Origin of the sequence: uncultured Fibrobacter sp. (assembly GCF_947305105.1) — a bacterium.
In the GTDB taxonomy this organism is placed as follows: domain Bacteria; phylum Fibrobacterota; class Fibrobacteria; order Fibrobacterales; family Fibrobacteraceae; genus Fibrobacter.
The window spans coordinates 86071-107725 of record NZ_CAMZCS010000002.1 but is presented as its reverse complement, the minus strand read 5'-3'; the positions used below and the strand labels follow the sequence as shown (position 1 = coordinate 107725).

The window sequence follows — 21655 nt, the reverse complement described above, 5'->3', positions numbered from 1 at the left end:
CTTTACAACGCATGGCCAAATTTCTAAATTTGGGCGCGAAATATAAGGAGAGGAAGATGAGCAAGGATTTGAAAGAAAAGGCACTCGAATACCACGCCATGGGGAAACCCGGCAAAATCGAAATCGTGCCGACCAAGCCGCACAGCACCCAGACCGACCTAGGGCTCGCCTATACTCCAGGCGTGGCTGCACCCTGTCTCGAAATTGAACGCGACAACAACCTCGCTTACGAATACACCGGCAAGGGAAACCTGGTCGCCGTAATCAGTAACGGTACCGCGGTGCTCGGCCTCGGCGACATCGGCGCGCTTGCGGGCAAGCCGGTGATGGAAGGCAAGGCACTTCTGTTCAAGATTTACGCCGGCATCGATGTCTTCGACATCGAAATCAACGAGAAAGACCCGAAGAAGTTCATCGAAATCGTGAAGGGTATCGCCCCGACGTTCGGCGGCATCAACCTCGAAGACATCAAGGCTCCGGAATGCTTCGAAATTGAAGACACGCTGAAGGCCGAACTTGACATTCCCGTGATGCACGACGACCAGCACGGCACGGCCATCATTTCTTCTGCCGGCCTACTGAACGCCATTGAAGTCGCGGGCAAGAGCATCCGCAACGTGAAGATGGTGGTGAACGGTGCGGGTGCAGCCGCTTGCGCCTGCACGCGACTCTACCTGTCGCTCGGTCTCAAGAAGGAAAACTTGGTCATGTGCGACAGCAAGGGCGTCATCCGCAAAGACCGCAAGGGCCTTACCGAAGCGAAGGCCTTCTTTGCGACCGACCGCACCGACATCGAAACGCTCGCCGACGCCATGAAGGGTGCCGACGTATTCGTGGGCCTTTCCAAGGGAAACATCCTCACGCGTGAAATGGTGCGCAGCATGGCCGACCAGCCGATTGTCTTCGCACTCGCGAACCCGACTCCCGAAATCAGCTACGAAGAAGCCATGGCGAGCCGCGGCGACTTGATCTTTGCAACGGGCCGCAGCGATTACCCGAACCAGGTGAACAACGTCATCGGTTTCCCCTACATCTTCCGCGGTGCCTTGGACGTGCGCGCCACCTGCATCAACGAACACATGAAGCATGCCGCCGTGCGTGCGATTGCCGCCCTCGCCCACCAGCCCGTGCCCGATGTGGTGAACATCGCCTACAACGCCCAGCGCTTTACCTTCGGCAAGGAATACTTGATTCCGAAGCCCTTGGACCCGCGCCTCCTTACGGAAGTTTCCATTGCCGTCGCAAAGGCCGCCATCGAAAGCGAAGTGGCCCGCAAGCCGATTACCGACTGGGACGCTTACTACGACAAACTCCGCGACATGATGGGCTACGACAACAAGCTTATCCGCCAGTTCAGCGATACCGCCCGCAGCAACCCCAAGCGCGTGGTGTTTGCCGAAGGCGGAAACCTCAACATGCTCAAGGCCGCCGTGCAGGCCAAGATCGAAGGCATCGCGCATCCGATTCTGCTCGGTAACCCCGAACGCATCCAGATGATGGCGAACAAGGAACAGCTCGACCTCACGGGCATCAAGATCGTGAACCCGCGTTCGCCCGAAGAATTCGAACGCCGCCGCAAGTACGCCGCTGTTTACGCCGAAGAGAACGGCCGCAACGGCGTGACGTTCGAAGAAGCCCGCGACGACATGTTCGAACCGAACCACTTCGGCATGATGATGGTGAAGGAAGGCGACGCCGACGCACTCATTACCGGCGGTTACTCCAAGTACTCCGAGACCATCGAACTCGCGAAGGATATCATCGGCATCCGCGAAGAATACAAGCACTTCGGCGCCATGCACATTCTGAGCACCCGCAAGGGAACGTTCTTCCTGGCCGATACGCTCGTGAACCGCGATCCCGATGCCGAAACGCTCGTGGACATCGTGAAGCTCACGCACGACGCCGTCCGCTTCTTCGCACACGAGCCCGTGATGGCGATGCTGAGCTATGCAAACTTCGGTAGCGACAAGGAAGCGGCCCGCGGTACGGCCAACAAGGCCCGCGACGCGGTGCGCATGATTCACGAACAGTTCCCGGACTACGTACTCGATGGCGAAATGCAGGTGAACGTGGCGCTCGACAAGGAACTGCGCGACACGAAGTACCCCTTCAACAAGCTCAAGGGCCAGACCGTCAACACGCTCATCTTCCCGTGCCTTTCCTCTGCAAATACGACTTGCAAGATGCTCCTCGAGATGGGCGTGGGCGAATCCATCGGTCCCGTGCAGATGGGCCTGAACAAGCCGGTGCACTTCACCGACTCCGATGCCTCCGTGCACGACATCTTCAACCTGACCGTCGCTGCCGTCATCGACGCGATTGTGCAGGAGAAGAAGGACGAGGAAAAGAGCCGCAGGAAAAACTAGTAGCCAACAAGATTAGAAACTTATTTGAAAAGGGATGTGCCACAAGCACATCCGTTTTTACATACAGTACACAGTGTACTATAAATAGAAATTATCCGTTTTACAACTAACAAAAAATTGCAAAAAATGGACAAAAATAGGAAAAATGTACTATAAACTATTGACTTTTGATTTTTCAAAGCGTATATTAATTAACATGAAACCGATAATTGAATATCAAGATTATCACGCCTTTTTGAGCGACTACTACGAAGAACGCAAGAGGACTTCTGCTTTTTCGTGGCGAGAGTTTGCGAAAATTGCGGGATTCGTTTCGCCCTCCTACCTCAAGACGGTTTGCGAAGGCAAGACTAATTTAAGCAAGACGACTATGGAACGCGTGGCCAAGTCGATTGGCCTTGTCGGTCACGAAGTAACATACTTCGAGGCGATGGTCCAGTTCGGCAACGCCAAAAAGGATTCACAAAAGAAAAAGTTCCTGGACGTGATGCAGTCCATCGCCGTTGCGCACAAGGTCCACATCATCGACAAGGACGCCTTTGAATATTACGACAGCTGGAAAAATCCGGTCGTCCGCGAACTTGCCCCCTTGATGCCAGGCGCTATGCCGGGAAAAATCGCCAAGATGTGCACGCAGGAAGTCTCGGCAATCGAAATCCGCAAATCGCTCCAGTTCCTTGAACGGAGCGGATTGCTCCGGCAGACGGCGGAAAACGTTTACGAGCAGACCGAAAAGTCTGTCGAAGGTTCCAAGGAAGGGCTCCCGCTCGCGATACGCTCCATGCACCGAGAAATGGGCAATCTGGCCATTGATTCGTTGGACCGTTTCAGCGCAAGCGAACGAAACATTACCGGCATCACGATGGGCGTCAACCGCGAAGCGTATGAAAAGATCGTCGCGGAACTTGACGCGTGCCGGAAAAGAATTACTGCGATCGCAGAGGCTTGCGGCGATATCACACAAGTTTACAGGTTGAATTTACAACTGTTCCCGCTTTCGAAAGAAATTACGGGCAATAAGGAGGATTAGGATGAGAACAAAATTTTATATAACATGCGGGGCCATTGCACTCGCGGCTACAGGTTGTCTGGACGACCAAAACGTTACGGGGACATCGACTGAACCGAATACGGTCCAAGCTGACGGCAGCGTCCTGTGGGATCCGTCGAGAGGTGATTATCGAGTCGATTTTACAGCCAGTGTGGCAGGATTGCCTAAAGGCGCCGTCGCCGACGGTCATTGGTACTGGGATGCCAAAAGTGATGCAAAAAAAGGAGGCACGTCGTACATATCGTGGCCCGCTCAATTGACCGATGGAGCAGATTCCTTGTCGTCCGTTATTGATTCGTGTCAGGGGTTGTGCGGAACCGCCGTCTTGAAAAAAGGCTCGATGACCAGCAGCCCGTATGCAGGGGTGGGCTTTGTAATCGCGAGAGACGAAAGTGGGGAACCCGTTCCTGTCGATGTATCGAGCTGGGGCGGCGTTTGCATGACATATACGTCAGAAGCGAATCCATTGATTGTGCTTGATTTGGGGGACTCGCTTGAACATGAACTTGGCGACGAGTTGCCATCTGCATCTTTGACAAAATCAAAGGATGGATCCGAAATAACGAAATGTGTTAGTTGGGATGAGTTCGCGCTTTCGACCAAGTCAAATGAGCTTCCTAAATCTTGGCAAGAGGTTGTTGGCGAAAAAGCAGCAAGTCAACTTCTCGGGTTGAAATTTAGAATCCAGGCCGATTCCGGCGAATATAAATTCAATGTCCGGCATGTCGGGACCAAGGTGAAGGATCCGCTAAAAACGGCTCACAGGAATCTCTCATCCAGTTCTCAGGCGGAAACAAGTTCCTCATCCAGTATTTACACCAATTGGCTTTTGCTGAGTGGTGACGACGGAAGCCTATGGACCCCGCTAAAAGATAAGGACCATGTCCAGTCATTGCTTTATACGTTCTATAAAGAGGATGAAGTGTCGGAAAGCTCGTACAGGCCCATGGAACAGGACGGCCGATGGTTCATAGAAACAGATGCAGCCCGTGGTGGAGAATCGTCTATCGCTTGGCCGGTTTCGCTTGGTGAAGACAGTTCTTTGGTTGGCGTTGTAGAATCTTGCAAAGGGCTTTGTGGTAGGGCATCTTTGAAACAAGGAACATCACAAAAAGCCCCTGCGGTGGCCGTCAGCTTTAATCTTGCCAAGGATTCTGCAGGGAACCCGACATATGTTGAAGCTTGGAACTGGCGGGGAATTTGTGTGGAATATTATTCAGAGACGGATATTTCGGTAGAACTTGTTTTGCCTGATTCGCTTCATAGAATATTGGATTACAACTTACCTGCTGCAAAACTTTCCAGGTCTTCGTCTATAGAGAAAACTTGCCTTCCTTGGGATGAATTCCGTTTGCCGGACGGAGTGGAAAATGTACCCCAATTTTTGAAAGAAAGCAAACAACTTGAGATCGACTCCACGGCAGACGAAAATCAATGGAAGTTGTATGTCGGAAGTCAAGCTTCATTGCAATTGGTCGGCTTAAGGTTTAAAATTCAAGCAGACGAGGGCGATTACAGTTTTGGGATTGGTGCAATCGGAAGCCAATTCAGAGAGTTTAAGAGCAATACGGATTTGCCAATCTGTATAAGCAACGGCAAAGGCTCGAAACCGTGTGTAGGCGACCTCATGACGGGAAATATTGGATTTCCTCGAGTCCGTACCGCTAGATATGCAAAGGGAATTTGGCCTTCGCACGCTGTCGAAGATGGCGAATGGTTTGTGGAAACGGATTCTGCAAAAGGAGGCCATTCATCCATGTCGCCATATCAGACATGGCTAGTACCCATCGAAGGTGCTCGCTTGGATTCATCCTCGTTGCCATATGAATCAGTACTGGCACAACACCCTGATCTAACTTGCGGTATATGTCGCGGTATAACCTTGCAGCGGGAAGCGAAAAAAAGCGATGAATTGGAGAACGACACGACAACGGGCGATGAATTGCTGCGCGAAGTAATGACGGACGACCCTTATGTTATTTTAGGTTTCAACTTGGCCAATGTTCCTGTCGATGTTTCGAATTGGGGTGGCATGTGTTTTGAATATTTTAGTACAATTCCTCTAACAGTGGAACTTGATGTTAGCGATTCGCTAAATGCCGTATTCGGTGCCAATCCGTATATTATTTTGCCTGAATCGGAATGGCAAAAGTGTGTTCGCTGGAGCGATTTTGCTCTCCCGACCGAGCAGATTCCTTCGGAAAATTTGGAGGGCAGCGTCGGCGAAATCGCAGCAAAGCATTTATCGGCGATAAGGTTTGTAGTGCAGTCACATGAAGACACGGAAGTAGTTCTAAATATCGGCACGATTTCCACATACCATTTTTAGTCTATGAAAAAGTCCTCCACGGCAATCACCGCGGAGGACTTTCCACACCCAAATTCGAGGAAAGTTATTTCAGTATCACCTTCTGCACAAACTGCTGGCCGCCTTGTTTTACGACAAGCATTGCGGGGCCGCGGTAGTTGCTGCGCAGTTCAATGCGGTTCATTCCCTTGACCGCAGAGAATTCCTGGCGAGCAGTCACCTGGCCAATAGAGTTCATAAGTATCACCGAGCCAGCACCCGAACGGTTTGCTGAAAAGGTCGCAGCAACAAGGCCCTGACCGACATCCAGGCGAAGGCCCATAGCCTTTGCGACACGCGGCATGCAGATTCCGGTCTTATCACTCGTGGAACTTGCACCCCAGTCACCTGTGGCATTCGCTGGGATAAGTTCACCCGAGGCAATACCATCCAGCGAGGGTTTGCTCTTGTTGAAGTTCAGTAACGTATCGGCAGTGCCGTCGGCCTTCCAGAGAAGCATGTTGTCGAGGTACATGTCACCAGTGAACTGCGTTCCGTACAAATTGATACCGATAGCATTCATCTTGGTAATGTCGACAATCGCAAGTTTACCTTCGCCATCGCCAAATTCAATCTTATGGTTCGCAAGTGTGGTAAGGGTCGAGACATTTCCGAGGCTCACTTCTTTCCAAGCCCATTCGCCGGACATATTGAACACAGACACGCTGGCCCAACCATCTGTACCGCAGCCTTCGCGGGTCGCATCGGTACACGGACCGGCTGACACTCCGTCGACACGCATATCAAACGAAATGGCGACATACTGGCTCCAATCTGCATCACTCAAATTGATGCGCATGGTACCCGCCTCGCTCGTATCGGACTGCACAGTCTTGTAAATGATGTGGAGCGCCTTGTCTTCGGTCGAGACGCTTTCCTTGACGGTGGAATCAATGGTGTTGCCCGGAACACTCGCCTGGCCATAGGCCTCGCGCATGGCGTTCAAGGTTTCCACATCGACGATGTCGCCCACGTTGCCACCGAACTTGTTGACCTGGCGGCGAATAATCGTGAAGTTGCCATCGCCTTCGTCACCGGTATCCCATACGCAAGGAACGAGACCGTTCTTCTTTGCCGAAGCGACCGTATAGCCGTACCAGGCAGAACGCGCTTCGAGATGCGCTTTGAGGTTATCGCCGGAAAGGGCATTGAGACGCTTGACCGCACCCATCTCGCCAATCACGACCGGAATGCCCTTGTCGTAGAAACGGGTCTTGAGGCCGCCGAACAGCTCATCGATGGAACTTTTAGAACCGAGCGCCGTGCCGGAGCAAGTGTGCGCAGCGTCGTTGCCCGGAGTCTTGTCTTCCCAGTAGTAGAACATTTTGCCCCAATCTTCGTCACCGCCGGTCATGAGCGAGAACTGGTAAGGGTAAAAGTGGATTTCGGCCATGGTGTAGCCAGCGCCCGCCGGGTCTTCGGGGTACATCGAAGAAAGGAGCGGGGCCTTTTCAATTTCGGTACGCGGAGCCTGCACAACCACGATACGGGTGGCGTTGTTACCGCCGGTAGAGCGCACAGCCTTGAGACATGCTTCGTGATAGCTCTTGAGCACGCGCATGCGAGCGTCGTCGAATGCCCACTGGCCGTTGTCGGCACCGCCGTTCCACGGGTCATTCACACCGGGCTCGTTAGCGGATGCAAAAATCAAATGTTCGTCATATTCGGCAAACTTGGTCGCAATCTGCTTCCAGTAGTTTTCCTGCTTAGCCGCAATCTCTGTCGCGACAACGGTCGTTTCGCCGCCCTTGTCAAAGCCCCGGCCATCAAACACGTGGTCTTCGAGCCAGCCACCATCCCAGTGGCTGTTCAAAATGGCGTACATGCCGTTACCAATCACGAGATCGACAACCGTCTTGACTGTGTCAAGCCAGCCTGCGCTGATGGTGCCATTGGAGGCATGGGTATCCCATGCACACGGAATGCGGACGGTATTGAAACCAGCGTCCTTGATAGCCTTTACATAGGCTGCATCCGGGAACGGGTTGCCCCATCCTGTGGGACCCCCTTGGTTGCCCGGAACTTCCATCGTGTTGCCGATGTTGTAGCCGAGGCCCATCTTGGGATAAATATCAACGGCTTTCGGGAGACTTTGCGCATGTGTAAACACCGCAAGGGCAAGGGACGCCAAAATCACCGTACAACGTGAGACGTGATTGTATTTCATAGTTGATCCTTTTTTATTTATATACCAAAACATCCATAGGGACACACCCAAAGGATCTCACCACCATTCATAAATCTAAACTGATAATGGCCCAGCAAATCCATATTTATTACATACAGAATGCTTTACTGGCCAAAGTGTGAAATAAATCACACTAGGAGCATCCCTACAAAGCGCGAATCGAACGCTTAATGCGCTTCGAGCCAATTTTCGCCAAAACCAACGCTCGCCACAAGCGGCACCTTGAGCTGCATGGCCCCTTCCATCTCGGATTTCACCATCTGGGCCATTGCATCCACCTGGTCGCGGGGGCATTCAAAAACAAGTTCGTCGTGGACTTGCAACATCATGCGGAGCGGGAGATTTTCGTCGTTGATACGCTTCTGGATGCGGATCATCGCAATCTTGATGAGGTCGGCGGCGGAGCCCTGCACAGGCGTGTTCACCGCCATGCGTTCGGCCATCTGCGATTCCATACGGTCGGAACTGTCGATACCCGCAATATAGCGGCGGCGACCAGATAAGGTTTCCACATAGCCATCACGGTGGGCAGAAGTCTTGATATCTTCGATGTATTGTTGCACACCTTGATACATTCCGAAATACCCCTCGATGAAATCCCTCGCCTGCCCCATCGGGATTTTCAGGTCGCGAGAGAGACGGAATGCCGTCATGCCGTAGAGCACACCAAAGTTCACCACCTTCGCGTCGCGACGCATGTCGCTCGTGACATCCTTGATGTCCACGCCATAAATGGCGGCAGCAGTGCGGGCATGAATGTCGATGCCTTCCTTGTAACTTTCGATAAGTGCCGCATCTCCGCTCAGGTGCGCAAGCATGCGGAGCTCGATCTGCGAGTAGTCCACCGCAAGGATCACATTGTCTTTGCCCTGCGGAACAAACGAAGCGCGGATTTTCTTGCCCAAGTCGCTGCGCACGGGAATGTTCTGCAAGTTCGGATCGCGGCTGGAGAGGCGGCCCGTCGCGGTACCCCACTGGATAAAGCTCGTGTGAATGCGCTTGGTTTCCGGATTCACCAGCATCGGGAGCACCGTAATGTAGGTGCTTTGCATCTTCTTGAGTTCGCGGTACTCAATGACAGAGAATACTATCGGATGCGGGGCCTTGTAGCTGAGTTCCTCGAGTACGACCGCATCGGTACTCCTCTTCTTGATTTCGGGGAGGCCAAGCGTATCGAAAAGTACTTCGCCGAGTTGCTTGGGAGAACCGATGTTGAACTCGAAACCCGCCATGTCGCAGATTTCTTTTTCCAGTTTTTCAATGCGGTGTTGCAATTCCTGTTCCAGCGTCTTGAGGGCAGGCACATCGATAGCGACACCGACCGTTTCCATCTGGTAGAGGACTTTCAACAGAGGCATTTCTTGTTCAAAGAAATACTTCACATAGTCAAACTTTTCGAGGTCCTTCTTGAGCGGATCCCACAGGCGTAGTGTATAGACGGCATCTTCGGCGCCATATTCCGTCGCATCCTTGATAGGCGTGCGGTTGAACGTAATCTGGTTCTTGCCACGCCCGATGAGATTTTCGATCGGAATCATCTCGTGCTGCAAGCGTTGCATCACCTGGTTGTCGAGCCCTAGCCCAGACTGTCCCGGCGAAAGCATCCATGCGGCAATGAGCGTGTCGATGATGTTCGCCTTGTCGATGTCGGACTGCGGAATCTTGAAAGCGCGAGCGAGCACATGCAAGTCAAATTTGGCGTTGTGGAACACAAGTTCGCGCGGTGATTGAATTAAATCTCTGAACCAATCCTTCGCCTTGTTGAAGTCGAAATTACCGTTCTTCCCGACCGGAAGCGGGAAGCCGATTTCGTCGGAATGTCCAAGCGGGATGTAGTAACCCTTCGCCACCTTGCCATTGTCATCGGCAGCGGCAAGGCACAGCCCCACCAAATTACATTGCATCGGATCAAGACCGTCCGTCTCGGTATCAACGCCCACAATAGAAGATGCGGCAAATTCCGCCTTCATCTGTTCAAAAGCCTTATCGTTGTCGACGCATACGTAGGTCGGCAGTTCATCGACAGGGTAACTGGCCGAAGTGAACTGATTGCCGAAGGTCCCTGAGCTTGCCGAAGGGCCGTCGGCACCTTCACGCACGAATCCCGTCTTGCTCGGGATATTTTCAAGCAATCGCAGCAAGCTGTTGATTTCATGGTCCTTGAACATCGCAGCAAGCGTATCCACATGCAGGCCGTTGTATTCAAGAGCATCTAAATTCCCGCTAAAAGCGCGTTTGGTCTGGAGCGTCACCAGTTCTCGGCTCAAAAAAGCCTTCTCGCGGTTGTTCGCCAAGTTGTCATGCAAACCTTTCTTTGTAATCTTGTCCAAGTTTGCGTACAAATTGTCCATGTCGCCGTAATCGTTCAGCAACTGGATAGCCGTCTTGGGGCCCACCTTCGGCACACCGGGAACGTTGTCGCTTGCGTCCCCCATAAGAGCCAAGTAGTCGCGGATTTTCTCCGGCGGGAGCCCGTATTTTTCAAGCACTTGTTCCGGGCCAAAATCAATACCGTCGGCACCCTTCGTCAAGTGGAAAAGGTGGATTTTGTCGCTTACGATTTGCGACATGTCCTTGTCCTTACTGAGAATCACCACATGGTCAAAGCCCGCCTCGACAGCGGCAGTTGCGGTACTCGCCATCACGTCGTCCGCCTCGTAACCCGGCTCCGAGAGCAACGGGATTCCGCTTGCTTCAAGGCTTTCGCCCAACAGCGGCATCTGTGCCGCCATCTCTTCGGGCATGGGTCCACGATTTGCCTTGTAGTCGGGATAAAGTTCGTGCCTGAAAGTCTTCGTGTGCGCTACGTCGCGCGCAATCGCAAAATGCGTCGGCTTGTGCTTCGCAAGGATACGGAGGACGGCACCCCAGTAACCGTGCATCATCGAAACCTCTTCACCCTGGCTGTTCTTGAGCGGGTTTTGCGAGTAAGCGTAGAACATGCGGAACGCGAGCGCGTAGGAGTCGAGCAAAAGTAGTGTCTTTTCGGGCATGTCCTGAATGTAGAAAAACATGCGTGTCAGAAGCCTTTATTTAGAGAACTTTACCTTTAAACCCCTCAAAAGGTCATTCTTTTGTTTATAAACATTTACATTGTTGTGTTTTTATGCTTTTAATTCTTTTTTTCATGTTACAAATGTGACTTTCGTCACGCGAAATTTTAAATTATGCCGTGGTGAAATGAGGATAGGATGAAAAAACGAATTATACTACCCCTTGCTCTTTTTCTTGTAGCGACTTCTTTCGTTACTTGCGGCAATGAAACATCCAAGGTAGCAGGCGCACAGTCCAACAACGAATACCATGTCGCTAAAGACATAGACCTGTACATGTTCAGCTGCGACGTTTCCGAAAGCGAAACAACCGTCTACATTGAAGCCTCAGGGGAAACAGTCACTTGCCAATACGACAGCGACTTGGATGACTGGGCTTGGCTTCCCAGAAAATGATCAAGGGACGACAAACGCCCTAGAAATCTTTTTGACAATATCTCCAGGGAGCATTGAATACGGGCCGAGTTCATCTCGGGTTATTTTTCCTGCCTTTTGATGGAGCAATGCCCCCAACACAGCCGCTTCTAGAGGAGCCAGCCCCTGCGAAAGCAGAGCCACGATAATACCCGTAAGCACGTCGCCGGAACCGCCCTTGGCAAGGCCCGAATTACAGGCCGGCACCACGTAGACACGCCCGTCGGGAATGGCGACGAATGTCGGCGCCCCCTTCAGGAGCAAGACTTTATTCGTAATCTGGGCAATATTGCGTAAGTGGGCCGGAAAATCAATGCTGCTTGCAGGAAGGGGGCCGAAAAGCCTTTCGCATTCCCGACGGTGCGGCGTAAGGACACCCAGAATTGTAATCCCACGCAAAAACGATGCCGCTCCCGACGTGGTACTTGCAACGGTCTTGTTGAGAGAGGCTATCGCGTTCAATGCATCGGCATCGATGACCATCGGGCATTTGATTTGCGGGAGAAGTTCAAGGACAGCATCACGAGTACATTCAGCACCAGATAACCCCGGCCCGATGGCTAGAGCCTGACAATGTTTTGCCTTCTCAAGAATCTGCGGAATATGTGCCGGAGCAAGCGCCATTGCTCGGTCATCGACAGAGTCGGCATCCTGGCCAGCCATGTCTTGTAAGTTACAGAAAACGGGTTCCGAAAGTTTCGCCTGCAACACGGGCATGACCGCTTCTGGGCTGGCAAGCGTTACAAGGCCAACGCCACTACGGAGCGCAGCCCGTGTACAAAGCACTGCGGCACCCGGCATGTTCCCCGAACCCGCGACAATCATGGCGCAGCCCTGCTCGCGTTTGTCACCCCATTCGTCCCGTTTCGGCAACAATTGGGGTATCAGGGATTCTGTCGCCAAATAAATTTTTTCGTCGAATTTGCAGACAAGGGAATCTGGGTAAGCAAGCGGAGCGACAATGGGCCGGCCAAAAAACTTCCCCCCTTCGCGAATATACGCGTCAAGCCGGGGGAACCCGAACAACACCGTTTCCACGGCGTTGATACAGGGTTCTCGGCGCAAATGCTCGCGAGAGTCATAACCGGTGGGGGCGTCTGCCGCGACAACCGGAACGTTCCAGTCCCCGATGTCGCGGACTGCGGCCGCATACAATTCCCGCAATTCACCGGAGGCGCCATTTCCGAGCATGCAATCCACGACCAGCGAGAAATGCGCACCCGTTCCAGCCGGTGCATAGGCGGCAAGCCTTCCGCCCGCCAGTACAAAATCATCCAGAGCCAACTTCGCTTCGTTCTTGAACTTTTCGGCGGCGGCAAGCGAATACACGGTGCATGGGATTCCCGCTTCAATCAGCAGCTTCGCGAACACTAGCCCATCGCCCCCATTATTGCCCCCGCCTACAAAAACCGCAACCGCCTTGCGCGGCGCCCCCTGCCCGGGCGCGCCATCCATATTTTCCAGAACATCCACGACATGCCGGTAAAGCGCAGCACCCGCCTGCTTCATGAGGCAATAGCCCGCATCGACAGCCGTAGAGCCGTCCCCAGCATCACGCGCCATTTCTTCTTTCGTTGCAGCATCAAGCGCACGCATCGCATCGGTGGAAAGTACAGGCGGGAGTTCACGGTAATCGAATTGTTCCAAGAGTTTCATGCCACTAATCTATATAAAAAAGGAACCCTCGCGGGCCCCTTTCCTGAAAATTCGCGCTTTCAACTATTCCTCGGTCGCTCTATGCGTGCAGATGCCTTATTCCTCCTGAAGCATATCTTCATATTCATAGCTATTCCCGTCTTCACACAGATAGTACGAAGTACACCTTACCCATTCATAACCACCAAAATCAGTTCCGTATGGAATACGGTCCTTTTCCAGTTTCATCTTGTACATTTCCTTACAGTTGACTGTCAAATCCTTTTTCAACATGTAAGGGTATTCCGTACTCGCCTCTGCATCTTCAATCTTTTTTGCACAAGCGACTTCCGCAGGTATACATCTACCATCCAAATTGTCAAACGAACACTGTACAATGGTGTCGCCAATCAGGGAAAACATGTTCGTGGGATATTTCATTCCATTTTCACACACATATACAGATATGAATCTCTGCATACAATACGAGGGCATTGTCATACCACCAGGACCCAGGGAGGCCGAAATGTCCGATTTATCCATTTGCGGTTCTGGACGGAATGATGAGCAAGATATTTGATTCATGTACGTCGTATCCCAGCAATGAACCGAAGGTTGGCGCCATAATGTATAGGGATAATCAGCATTTACTCCAGAGGAACTAGAAATTTTGGAACTGCTCGAAGCCACACTGGAAGAGGATGATTCCTGATTTTTTGAACTACTCGAAATGCCGATGGAGACGGAATCTTCCTGAATTTTAGAACTACTCGAGATTTCTTGAGCTGTGGAGCTACTTGATACGGAGCTGCTCGATATTTCAGTCACAACCTCGGTACTAGACGAAACTTCGTCGGGCGCACTGATTTCAACAGCGGTATTACTGCTTGAATCGTTGTTGCAAGCCGCCCAAAAGACGAACGCGATACATAAGACAATGTTACGATAGCACATTCGGGCAGGCATAAGTTTCTCCAAATTCAACAACAATTTCTCCCCTTATTAATATATACCCAAAACACAAAAAAAGGACTCCCCAAATCTAGGGGAATCCTCTTTTGTCCAAATTTATCAACAATTTTACTTGAGGACGACGCGGCGGACGAGGCTGCTGGAACCCGACTTCACGCGCACCACATAGAGTCCGCTGTTCATGCTGGTGAGGTTAACAGAACCATCAACCGCCTTGCCGTTAAACACTGGACGGCCTTGCAAGTTGAACACCTCGACAGTTGCACCCCTTGCAGTAACGCTGAGCATACGGCCAGAAAGGCTCATACCCAGCGGGACATTCGCCCTGCGCACCTGAATGGGAGTATCATCGCCCACCTTCGTCGAATCCGCCGGAGCCGTGACCTTAGAGGAATCACCCGGAGTAGCGACGACCTGCGAGGAATCGCCCGGAGTCGTGGTCTTGGTGGAATCGGCCGTCTTCGTGGAATCCGCCTTCTGCGTACTATCGGTTGTTGCAGAGGAATCCTTCTTGGTCGTATCCGGGACAAAGCTGTCCTTGTACGGGCTCTTCACCGTCTCAGGCGGGTGGGCCTTGAAGCTAGCGACGATACTATCGTAAGCGGGCTTCTTCTTCAGGTTTTCATCATAGATAAGGCCTTTCTGCCTGTTCAACTGGCTTAGCCAGCTCCACTTGTCGGAGATACCCCAAATCAGGTACACGCCCATGTTCGGTTCTTCGAGGAACACGTCCATGAACTGGCGGTAGACCTGACCCTGACGGGCAAGATCTTCGGCACTGACGCTACGACCGCTCTTGAAACCGACATCCAGTTCGGTGATGTTCAGCTTGATGCCGAGCTTTGCGAGTTCCTGAGCAAAATGGCGGAGGCTATCAGGAGCGCCGATAAATTCCTTGGCCGTCGTGACATCTTCGACGTGAGTCTGGGAACCCACGCAAGTGATAGGAATGCCATCCTTGACCCAGCGCTTCACCTGATCGAGAACGAACCCGGCCTTGGAACCGGGGCCAATTCCCTGTTCAATGGCATAGTCGTTATAGCAGAGTTCTGCATCCGGGTCGGCAGCGTGAGCCCAGACGAAGGCGGAATCCAGGAACTCGGCACCGATGGTTTCGAACCAGACGGAACCCTGGCTACGCCAGCCGTGAGTATTGTTGTCGTTCACGGCCTCGTTCACAACATCCCATTCCTTGATATCACCCTTCCAGTGCCCCACAACCTTGTTAATATGGTTTTTGAGGATACCAAGAAGTTCCTGTTTATTGCGGTGGCTGTTCACCCAGCCCGGAACCTGACTGTGCCATGCAAGAGCATGACCACGAGCATACATGTTGTTCTGCTTGGCGTAGTTGACCATCTTGTCGCCATTACCATAACTGAATCGTCCTTGGCTACCTTCGGTAGCATCAAACTTCATCTCGTTTTCAGCGACGACTGCATTGAACTCTGTTTTGTGAATTTTTTCGTAATCGGCTGGCAATCCACCGCTAAACCATTGAGAATTGAGGATTGCGCCAATGTAGCGGCCACGTTCTTCGGCCAAGCTACGTAAAGTTTCCTGAGCACCGGCGACTGAGGCGCCAATGCCAATTAAAGCGGCAACGAGCACCACCCTATGCGTAAATTGAGTTACCTTCATTTTCCTTAACCTCATTGTGGATAACTCTACAACCCAAACCATTTTTACTAAAAATAATTCCTGTTGAGACAATATCAACGCTAAATTTTATTTAACGTTGCACTTCTTTACAACTTGATAAGGGAAACAGCGATTTTCGCAAAAAAAATGCATTTATCACAAAAATGGCGGACAAAAGCCCGCCATTTCTGTCGATGAAGAGAGAGAGAGAGTAAACTGTTATCGAAGTGCCACGCGGCGTTCCAGGGTCTTCGAACCGACCTTGACGCGGACGACATACAGGCCGTCAGAAATCGCGGAAAGATCGACAGAGCCCTTGCTCGTAACGGCACTATAGACCGGGCGGCCACGCATATCGAAGACCTGGACCTTCGCATTCGAAGCACCCACAATGGACAGCGTACGACCAACGAGGTTCATGCGAACATCCGTCAATGTCGCAGTGCCACGACGGATGCTGACATTGCCCGTATCGCTCACAACAGGGCCCGGAGTGGCAACCGTATCCTGAGTTGTCGTGTCTTTAACAGTCGTATCCCGCACCGTAGTATCCCGAGTCGTCGTATCCTGGGCCGTGGTATCCTGCGTTGCAGCAGACTTATACGGAGTTTTCACTTCCGAAGCAGGGTGAGCCTTGAGGCTTGCGATGAGGCTGTCGTAGGCCGGCTTCGCCTTGTATTGCTTGTCGTAAATGAGGCCCTGCGTCTTGCCCTGGGAAGCGTCAAGCCAACTGTGGGCATCGGTCACACCCCAAATCATGAATTCACCCATGTTCGGTTCTTCGAGGAACACGTCCATGAATTGGCGATAGAGATGGCCCTGCTTGGCATAATCGGAAGCCCCCAGATTGTTTGCAGAGTTCTTCGGGAAACCGATATCCAGTTCGGTGATATTCAAGACGACATCATGCTCGGCAAGAGCCTTGGCAAGAGCGCGAACGTTCTGGGGTGTCGTTTCGTGGGAAATTTCGATGTGGGTCTGTGTGCCCACACAAGTAATAGGAATGCCGCTAGCCTTCCAGCGTTTCACTTGGTCCACGACAAAACCGCCCTTGCTGCCCGCACCCACACCCCATTCGATGGCGTAGTCGTTATAACAAAGTTCGGCATCCGGGTCGGCAGCATGAGCCCACACGAAAGCGGAGTCGAGGAATTCGGCACCAATCGTCTGGAACCAGACAGAGCCATTGGAACGCCAAGTATGGTCATCATCGTTGACAGCCTCGTTCACCACGTCCCATTCGGCGATTTCACCCTTCCAGTGCCCAACCACATTGTCGATATGGTTCTTAAGAACGTCAAGGAGCTGTTTCTTGTCGCGAATATTGTTCACCCAGCCGGGAACCTGGCTGTGCCAAGCGAGGGCATGGCCGCGGACACGCATCTTGTTCGCCTTCGCATATTCAACCATCTTATCGCCCTTGGCGTAGCTGAACTGGCCTTTGTTGGGCTCCGTCGCGTCAAACTTCATTTCGTTTTCAGCAACAACCGCATTGAACTGTGCCTTGTGGATTTCCTCGAACTGAGATTCGATAGCGTTATTGAACCATTCGCTGTTCAGGATGGCCCCAATGTAACGGCCCCTTTCTTCGGCCAGACTGCGGAGCGTTTCCTGGGCAAAAATTGAAGTAGCAGTGGCACAGACCAATGCTGTACCAAGCATGATTTTAGAATATTTCATCTTTCCAACCCTTATGGAATTAGTTTAAGATTTCTGCATAAAGAATAGTCTTTTTTTCAGCCAAAAAAGCGTTTTTTTCTCTATTTTGGCATTTTTCGTGATAAAAAAAACACAAAACCGTCCCAAAAACGGCTTTACGCTTGATTTTTCTCAACTTTTCCCAAAAAAACACGAATTTCGAAGCATCCGCTTTTGTTTTTTTATACATTCAGGTTATGCAACCGCCAGCACTCAGACTATCGCATATCACCATCTCGAACCTTCGTTCCATACAAAACGAGACATTCCCTCTTAGCAGTTTTACGGCACTTATCGGCTACAACAACGCCGGCAAGACGAACATCCTCATGGGTATCCGATGGCTGCTGGCCAACTTTTCTTTGGACATTTCTTACTTTGACGACCCGAACCGCGCCGTAGAAGTGGAAGGATACTTCGACGGTATTACCGATCAAATCTTGAACCGCCTAGGCGAAGAAAAGGCGCAAGAAGTGAGGCCCTTCATCAGCGGGTACGCCATGCGCATCAAGAAGGTGCAACGCATTCCCGGCGAAATCCCCGAGAACATAGAACTCTGGGCATACGTGCCCTCGAACAAGCGCGGCAGCGGCAAGAACAACAAGGAATGGGTCCGCGTCAACGACAAATTCATTTGCGCATTCAACCGCATGTTCCCCGAATCCATCGCCATCTGGGATTTCGAAGGCAACCGCGCATTCACCAAGCTCCTGCACGAAATTTTCAAACCGCTGGAACGCCGGTTCGGTGGAGAACTCAACGACGTCCTCGCACAGTTCAGCGAAATCCTTTCGCCAGGCAGCGACGAACGTGCTGAAGAAATCAAGGCATTCGACAGGGATGTCAATACGGCACTGAGGCCGCTCTTCCCGAGCGTCCATGTCGAACTCGACATCCCGATACCGACACTCGAGACATTCCTCAAGACAGCCACCATCAAGGTCATCGACGAAGACGACGGATTCCAGCGCGACATTTCCAGGATGGGGGCAGGATCGCAACGAGCTATCCAGATGGCGCTCATCCGCTACCTCGCCGAAATCAAGAAGCACCACAACAACCACTACCTGAGCCGCACCATGCTGCTCATCGATTCGCCCGAACTGTACCTGCACCCGCAGGCCGTGGAACTCGTGCGCGTTGCCCTCAAGAACCTTTCCAACGAAGGATACCAGGTGGTATTCGCCACCCATTCCGCACAGATGGTCACCAGCGAAGACGTAAGCACTTCGCTCCTCATCCGTAAGAACAAAGACCGTGGCACCTTCATGCGCAAACGAATGGAAGACGCCGTGCGGCAAGTCATTCAAGATGCACCCAGCCAGTTGCAAATGCTGTTCAGCTTGTCGAACAGCAACGAGCTCCTTTTCGCCGACTATGTGCTGCTGACCGAGGGCAAGACCGAATGGCGCGTGCTGCCCGCCCTGTTTGAACGCATTACCGGGCAATCTTTCGCACTCATCAAGTGCGCCCTCGTACGCCAAGGCGGCGTGAGCAACACACGCAAAAGCATGCAAGTCCTCGAAGCCATGGACATGCCGGCGCGCTCTATTGTCGACCTGGACTACGCCTTTACAACGGCCACACGTGACGGGTTCCTCGAAGCGAACGACCCCGACATCAAAATGTGCCGCAACCTGTTCCGCGAACTCGCATTCCACAACCATTTGCGCCTAGTGAACGGGCTCCCCGTCAACAAGCACAGCAACATCACCGCCGCCAAAGCCTACGCGATGATGGCCGCCATGCCCGAAGCCGAACGCCCCATCCGGAGCATTCACGCCAAGTTGCGCAGCCAGGGAATCTGGGTGTGGACCAAGGGCGCCATCGAAGAGCACCTGGGTCTCGACGGCAAGAACGAAAACGTCTGGAACAACTTCATTGAACGCAGCAAGTCGCAAAACTTCACGCGCACCCTCCCCGACTACGAAAGCATCGAGGAACTCTGTCGCTGGATTATTGACGGCAGCAGAGGGTAAATAGAAGTTCTAGGAAAAGGCTCCGTTATTAGTCAGCTCGGCCAAAACGGAGATAATCTATTTTTCCTACAAAGAATCGATTGGTATGTTCGCTTTGTTGCATTGCATCATAACCGATTCCGAGGTCATAATCTTCATTAATAACATTGCCAGGATAGTACCCCGAGAATGCAATCTTTTCGTCAACCCAAATTATGACCCTGCCCGAAGAGGATCTTTCAACAAAGATGTAGCTCCATGTTCTAAGGGGAACCGTTCCGGCATCAAATATGGTCCAATGGCTATTATCCTTTCCATAATCACGAAGATGGAATCTTAATTCACCATCATCCAAACGCAATTGCCACCCACTATAGAAACTTCCTGGGGGCTCCGACACAATTATATTCTGCATATCATCAAATGCTTCTGGATAAATTCGAGTCTCAATGAAGAACGCATTTGTCTTGAATGTTCCACTCAACGGGATTTTCAAGCCAGAACGCCCATCCAAGAGAAGATTTTCTCCATCGCCCTCAGGGGTTCCTTCACCAATTTTGGCATTGTTCAACCCAACGTAGTCTTTCCCCAAGTTTTGAGGATCGTTGAATTCATAAGCGACCGCATAGGTGCGAGAGCTAGAGTCTATATCCCTAAATTCTTCCGGAGTCTTAATTTCCGTGTCCGGGTCATTTCCAATCACAATCACTTGTGCAGAATGATCTCTTGCGCCGCAAGCACACAATAAAGTCATCGACCCCAATAACAGGGAACTCCAAAGACCCAATCCTTTCATTTCGGTTACCCTTTTTTATTCTGAAACTTTTCCAAAACGGAGATAATCTATTTTTCCTATAAAGAATCGATCGTCATGTCCGCCTTGAACCACAGCATCGTAACCGATTCCAAGATCATAAGTGACATTAACAGCATTTCCAGAATATTCTCCTGTGAAAGCAATCTCATCGTTAACCCAGATTTCCACCGTTCCTGACAAGGATCTTACGACCAAAATAGTCGTCCATTCATTTAGGGGAACCGTTCCGGCATCAAATATGGTCCAATGGCTATTATCCTTTCCAAAATCACGAAGATGGAATCTTAATTTTCCATTATCCAAGCGCAATTGCCACCCACTATAGCCGCTTCCAGGAGGTTCCGACACAATTATATTCTGCATATCATCAAATGCTTCTGGATAAATCCGGGTTTCAATGAAAAATGCGTTCGTCGTGAACGTCTCGCTCAAAGGAATTATCAAGCCAGAGTGACCATCCAAAACAATGTTGTCGCAATCACCTCTAGGATTCCCTTCACCAGCATGGGCTTCATTCAGGCCAAAGAAATCCTTCCCTATATTGTTAGGATCGTTGAATTCGTAAGCGACAGTATATTCCCTTGAGTCAGGCAATACATCAGCCGGTCTCTCCGGGCATACTACAACAACTTTTGATGAACTGGACTCGCGTTCCGAAGAATATTCAGAAACAATTTCTTCCATAGACGAACTTGATCTGCGAGATACAGAAGAACTGGAACTGCGGTCAAAAGAAGAACTCGAACTGCGAGCAGAAGATGAACTGGAGCCGCGGACAGACGACGAGCTGGAGCCGCGGACAGAAGACGAACTGGAGCCGCGGACAGAAGACGAACTGGAGCCGCGGGCAGAAGACGAGTCAGAATTGAGGGACTCCGACGAACTTGATTCTTCTGAATCAGAATCGCTCTTCTTGTTCAAATAAAGAGTTTTTCCATCTTCTTCTTTGCAAAGGCAAGGACTGATTTCAAAGGTATCACTTTTAAACGAATCAAAACCTTTAAACCAGAACGAGCATCCATCAATATAAGCCTCAAGGGAGTCTTTCTTTTCTTTATCGACATCCATCACCAAAACACGAAAGCGTCCAGATTCTTCATCGTACGAAATTTCACGACCTTCCATGTAGTTCGAGTAATCATACGCCACAGAACTGGCTTTAGTAAACAATTCATCTTTCATGAGACTCAATTCACTAAATGATTCCTTCCACTGGGCATCATCCAATCTATTGCCATACCGATTGGCGCAAACTTCCATCTGTCTTTGGGCTTTGGCTTCTTCATCTTCGTCAATAGCGACCGCACGTGAAGAATTGTTCTTCCCATCACAAGCGCACAACAAAGTTATCACATTCAACAACAGAAAACTTAAAGAAATTACTTTTTTCATTTTAGTCACCCTTTTTCGTTCAAAATATATACAAATTCTCAAAAGCTGCCATAAAAAAACAAAAGACGACCTCTAAAAAACGTTTTAGAGGCCGCCTAAAGGTACAACCCGTCAAAAGGG

At 51.2% G+C, this 21655-nt stretch carries 13 protein-coding genes; 5 read left to right on the top strand and 8 right to left on the bottom strand.

Annotation, left to right across the window (positions count from 1 at the left end; translation table 11 throughout):
- The first annotated feature begins 56 nt into the window (after positions 1-56).
- From Q0Y46_RS01840 to Q0Y46_RS01830, 3 genes are all read left to right on the top strand, one after another.
- Complete coding sequence (locus Q0Y46_RS01840) at positions 57-2369, top strand: NADP-dependent malic enzyme (protein WP_297944209.1); 2313 nt, start codon at positions 57-59, stop codon at positions 2367-2369.
- 196 nt (positions 2370-2565) lie between these two features.
- Positions 2566-3399: a TIGR02147 family protein gene (locus Q0Y46_RS01835; RefSeq protein ID WP_297944206.1), complete on the top strand. Its 834-nt coding sequence runs from the start codon at positions 2566-2568 to the stop codon at positions 3397-3399.
- A gap of 1 nt (position 3400) precedes the next feature.
- Positions 3401-5749, top strand: coding sequence for a hypothetical protein (locus tag Q0Y46_RS01830; protein WP_297944204.1), 2349 nt, complete (start codon positions 3401-3403; stop codon positions 5747-5749).
- Between the two features lie 64 nt (positions 5750-5813).
- Here Q0Y46_RS01830 and Q0Y46_RS01825 read toward each other — a convergent pair whose 3' ends face one another.
- Positions 5814-7934, bottom strand: a complete 2121-nt coding sequence (locus Q0Y46_RS01825) for a glycoside hydrolase family 5 protein (protein ID WP_297944201.1) — start codon at positions 7932-7934, stop codon at positions 5814-5816.
- A gap of 188 nt (positions 7935-8122) precedes the next feature.
- A complete protein-coding gene (gene polA / locus Q0Y46_RS01820; RefSeq protein ID WP_297944198.1) occupies positions 8123-10969 on the bottom strand; it encodes a DNA polymerase I in 2847 nt (948 codons plus the stop codon).
- A 177-nt stretch (positions 10970-11146) separates the two neighbouring features.
- Here polA and Q0Y46_RS01815 point away from each other — a divergent pair, with 177 nt between their 5' ends.
- Positions 11147-11404, top strand: a complete 258-nt coding sequence (locus Q0Y46_RS01815; protein WP_295681960.1) for a hypothetical protein — start codon at positions 11147-11149, stop codon at positions 11402-11404.
- On the opposite strand, the gene Q0Y46_RS01810 is transcribed toward Q0Y46_RS01815, so the two are convergent.
- The 4 genes from Q0Y46_RS01810 to Q0Y46_RS01795 all read right to left on the bottom strand — a co-directional run bounded on the left by Q0Y46_RS01810 (position 11405) and on the right by Q0Y46_RS01795 (position 17350).
- Positions 11405-13078 (bottom strand): NAD(P)H-hydrate dehydratase, encoded by a 1674-nt coding sequence (locus Q0Y46_RS01810; RefSeq protein ID WP_297944195.1) that lies wholly within the window; start codon positions 13076-13078, stop codon positions 11405-11407. It abuts the gene before it with no gap.
- A gap of 96 nt (positions 13079-13174) precedes the next feature.
- Complete coding sequence (locus Q0Y46_RS01805; protein WP_297944192.1) at positions 13175-14023, bottom strand: hypothetical protein; 849 nt, start codon at positions 14021-14023, stop codon at positions 13175-13177.
- A gap of 114 nt (positions 14024-14137) precedes the next feature.
- On the bottom strand, positions 14138-15670 hold the full coding sequence (locus tag Q0Y46_RS01800) for an endo-1,4-beta-xylanase (protein WP_295681954.1): 1533 nt from the start codon (positions 15668-15670) through the stop codon (positions 14138-14140).
- A gap of 219 nt (positions 15671-15889) precedes the next feature.
- Positions 15890-17350 carry an endo-1,4-beta-xylanase gene (locus Q0Y46_RS01795; RefSeq protein ID WP_297944189.1) on the bottom strand — a complete coding sequence of 487 codons (1461 nt, stop codon included), beginning with the start codon at positions 17348-17350 and terminating at the stop codon, positions 15890-15892.
- Positions 17351-17565: 215 nt separating this feature from the next.
- Here Q0Y46_RS01795 and Q0Y46_RS01790 point away from each other — a divergent pair, with 215 nt between their 5' ends.
- Entirely contained in the window at positions 17566-19347 is a 1782-nt protein-coding gene (locus Q0Y46_RS01790) for an AAA family ATPase (protein ID WP_297944186.1), read from the top strand.
- Positions 19348-19375: 28 nt separating this feature from the next.
- Here Q0Y46_RS01790 and Q0Y46_RS01785 read toward each other — a convergent pair whose 3' ends face one another.
- Together Q0Y46_RS01785 and Q0Y46_RS01780 are read right to left on the bottom strand one after the other, a co-directional pair.
- Positions 19376-20122 carry a LamG-like jellyroll fold domain-containing protein gene (locus tag Q0Y46_RS01785; RefSeq protein ID WP_297944183.1) on the bottom strand — a complete coding sequence of 249 codons (747 nt, stop codon included), beginning with the start codon at positions 20120-20122 and terminating at the stop codon, positions 19376-19378.
- A 15-nt stretch (positions 20123-20137) separates the two neighbouring features.
- Positions 20138-21496: a LamG domain-containing protein gene (locus Q0Y46_RS01780; RefSeq protein ID WP_297944180.1), complete on the bottom strand. Its 1359-nt coding sequence runs from the start codon at positions 21494-21496 to the stop codon at positions 20138-20140.
- Positions 21497-21655: the final 159 nt, after the last annotated feature.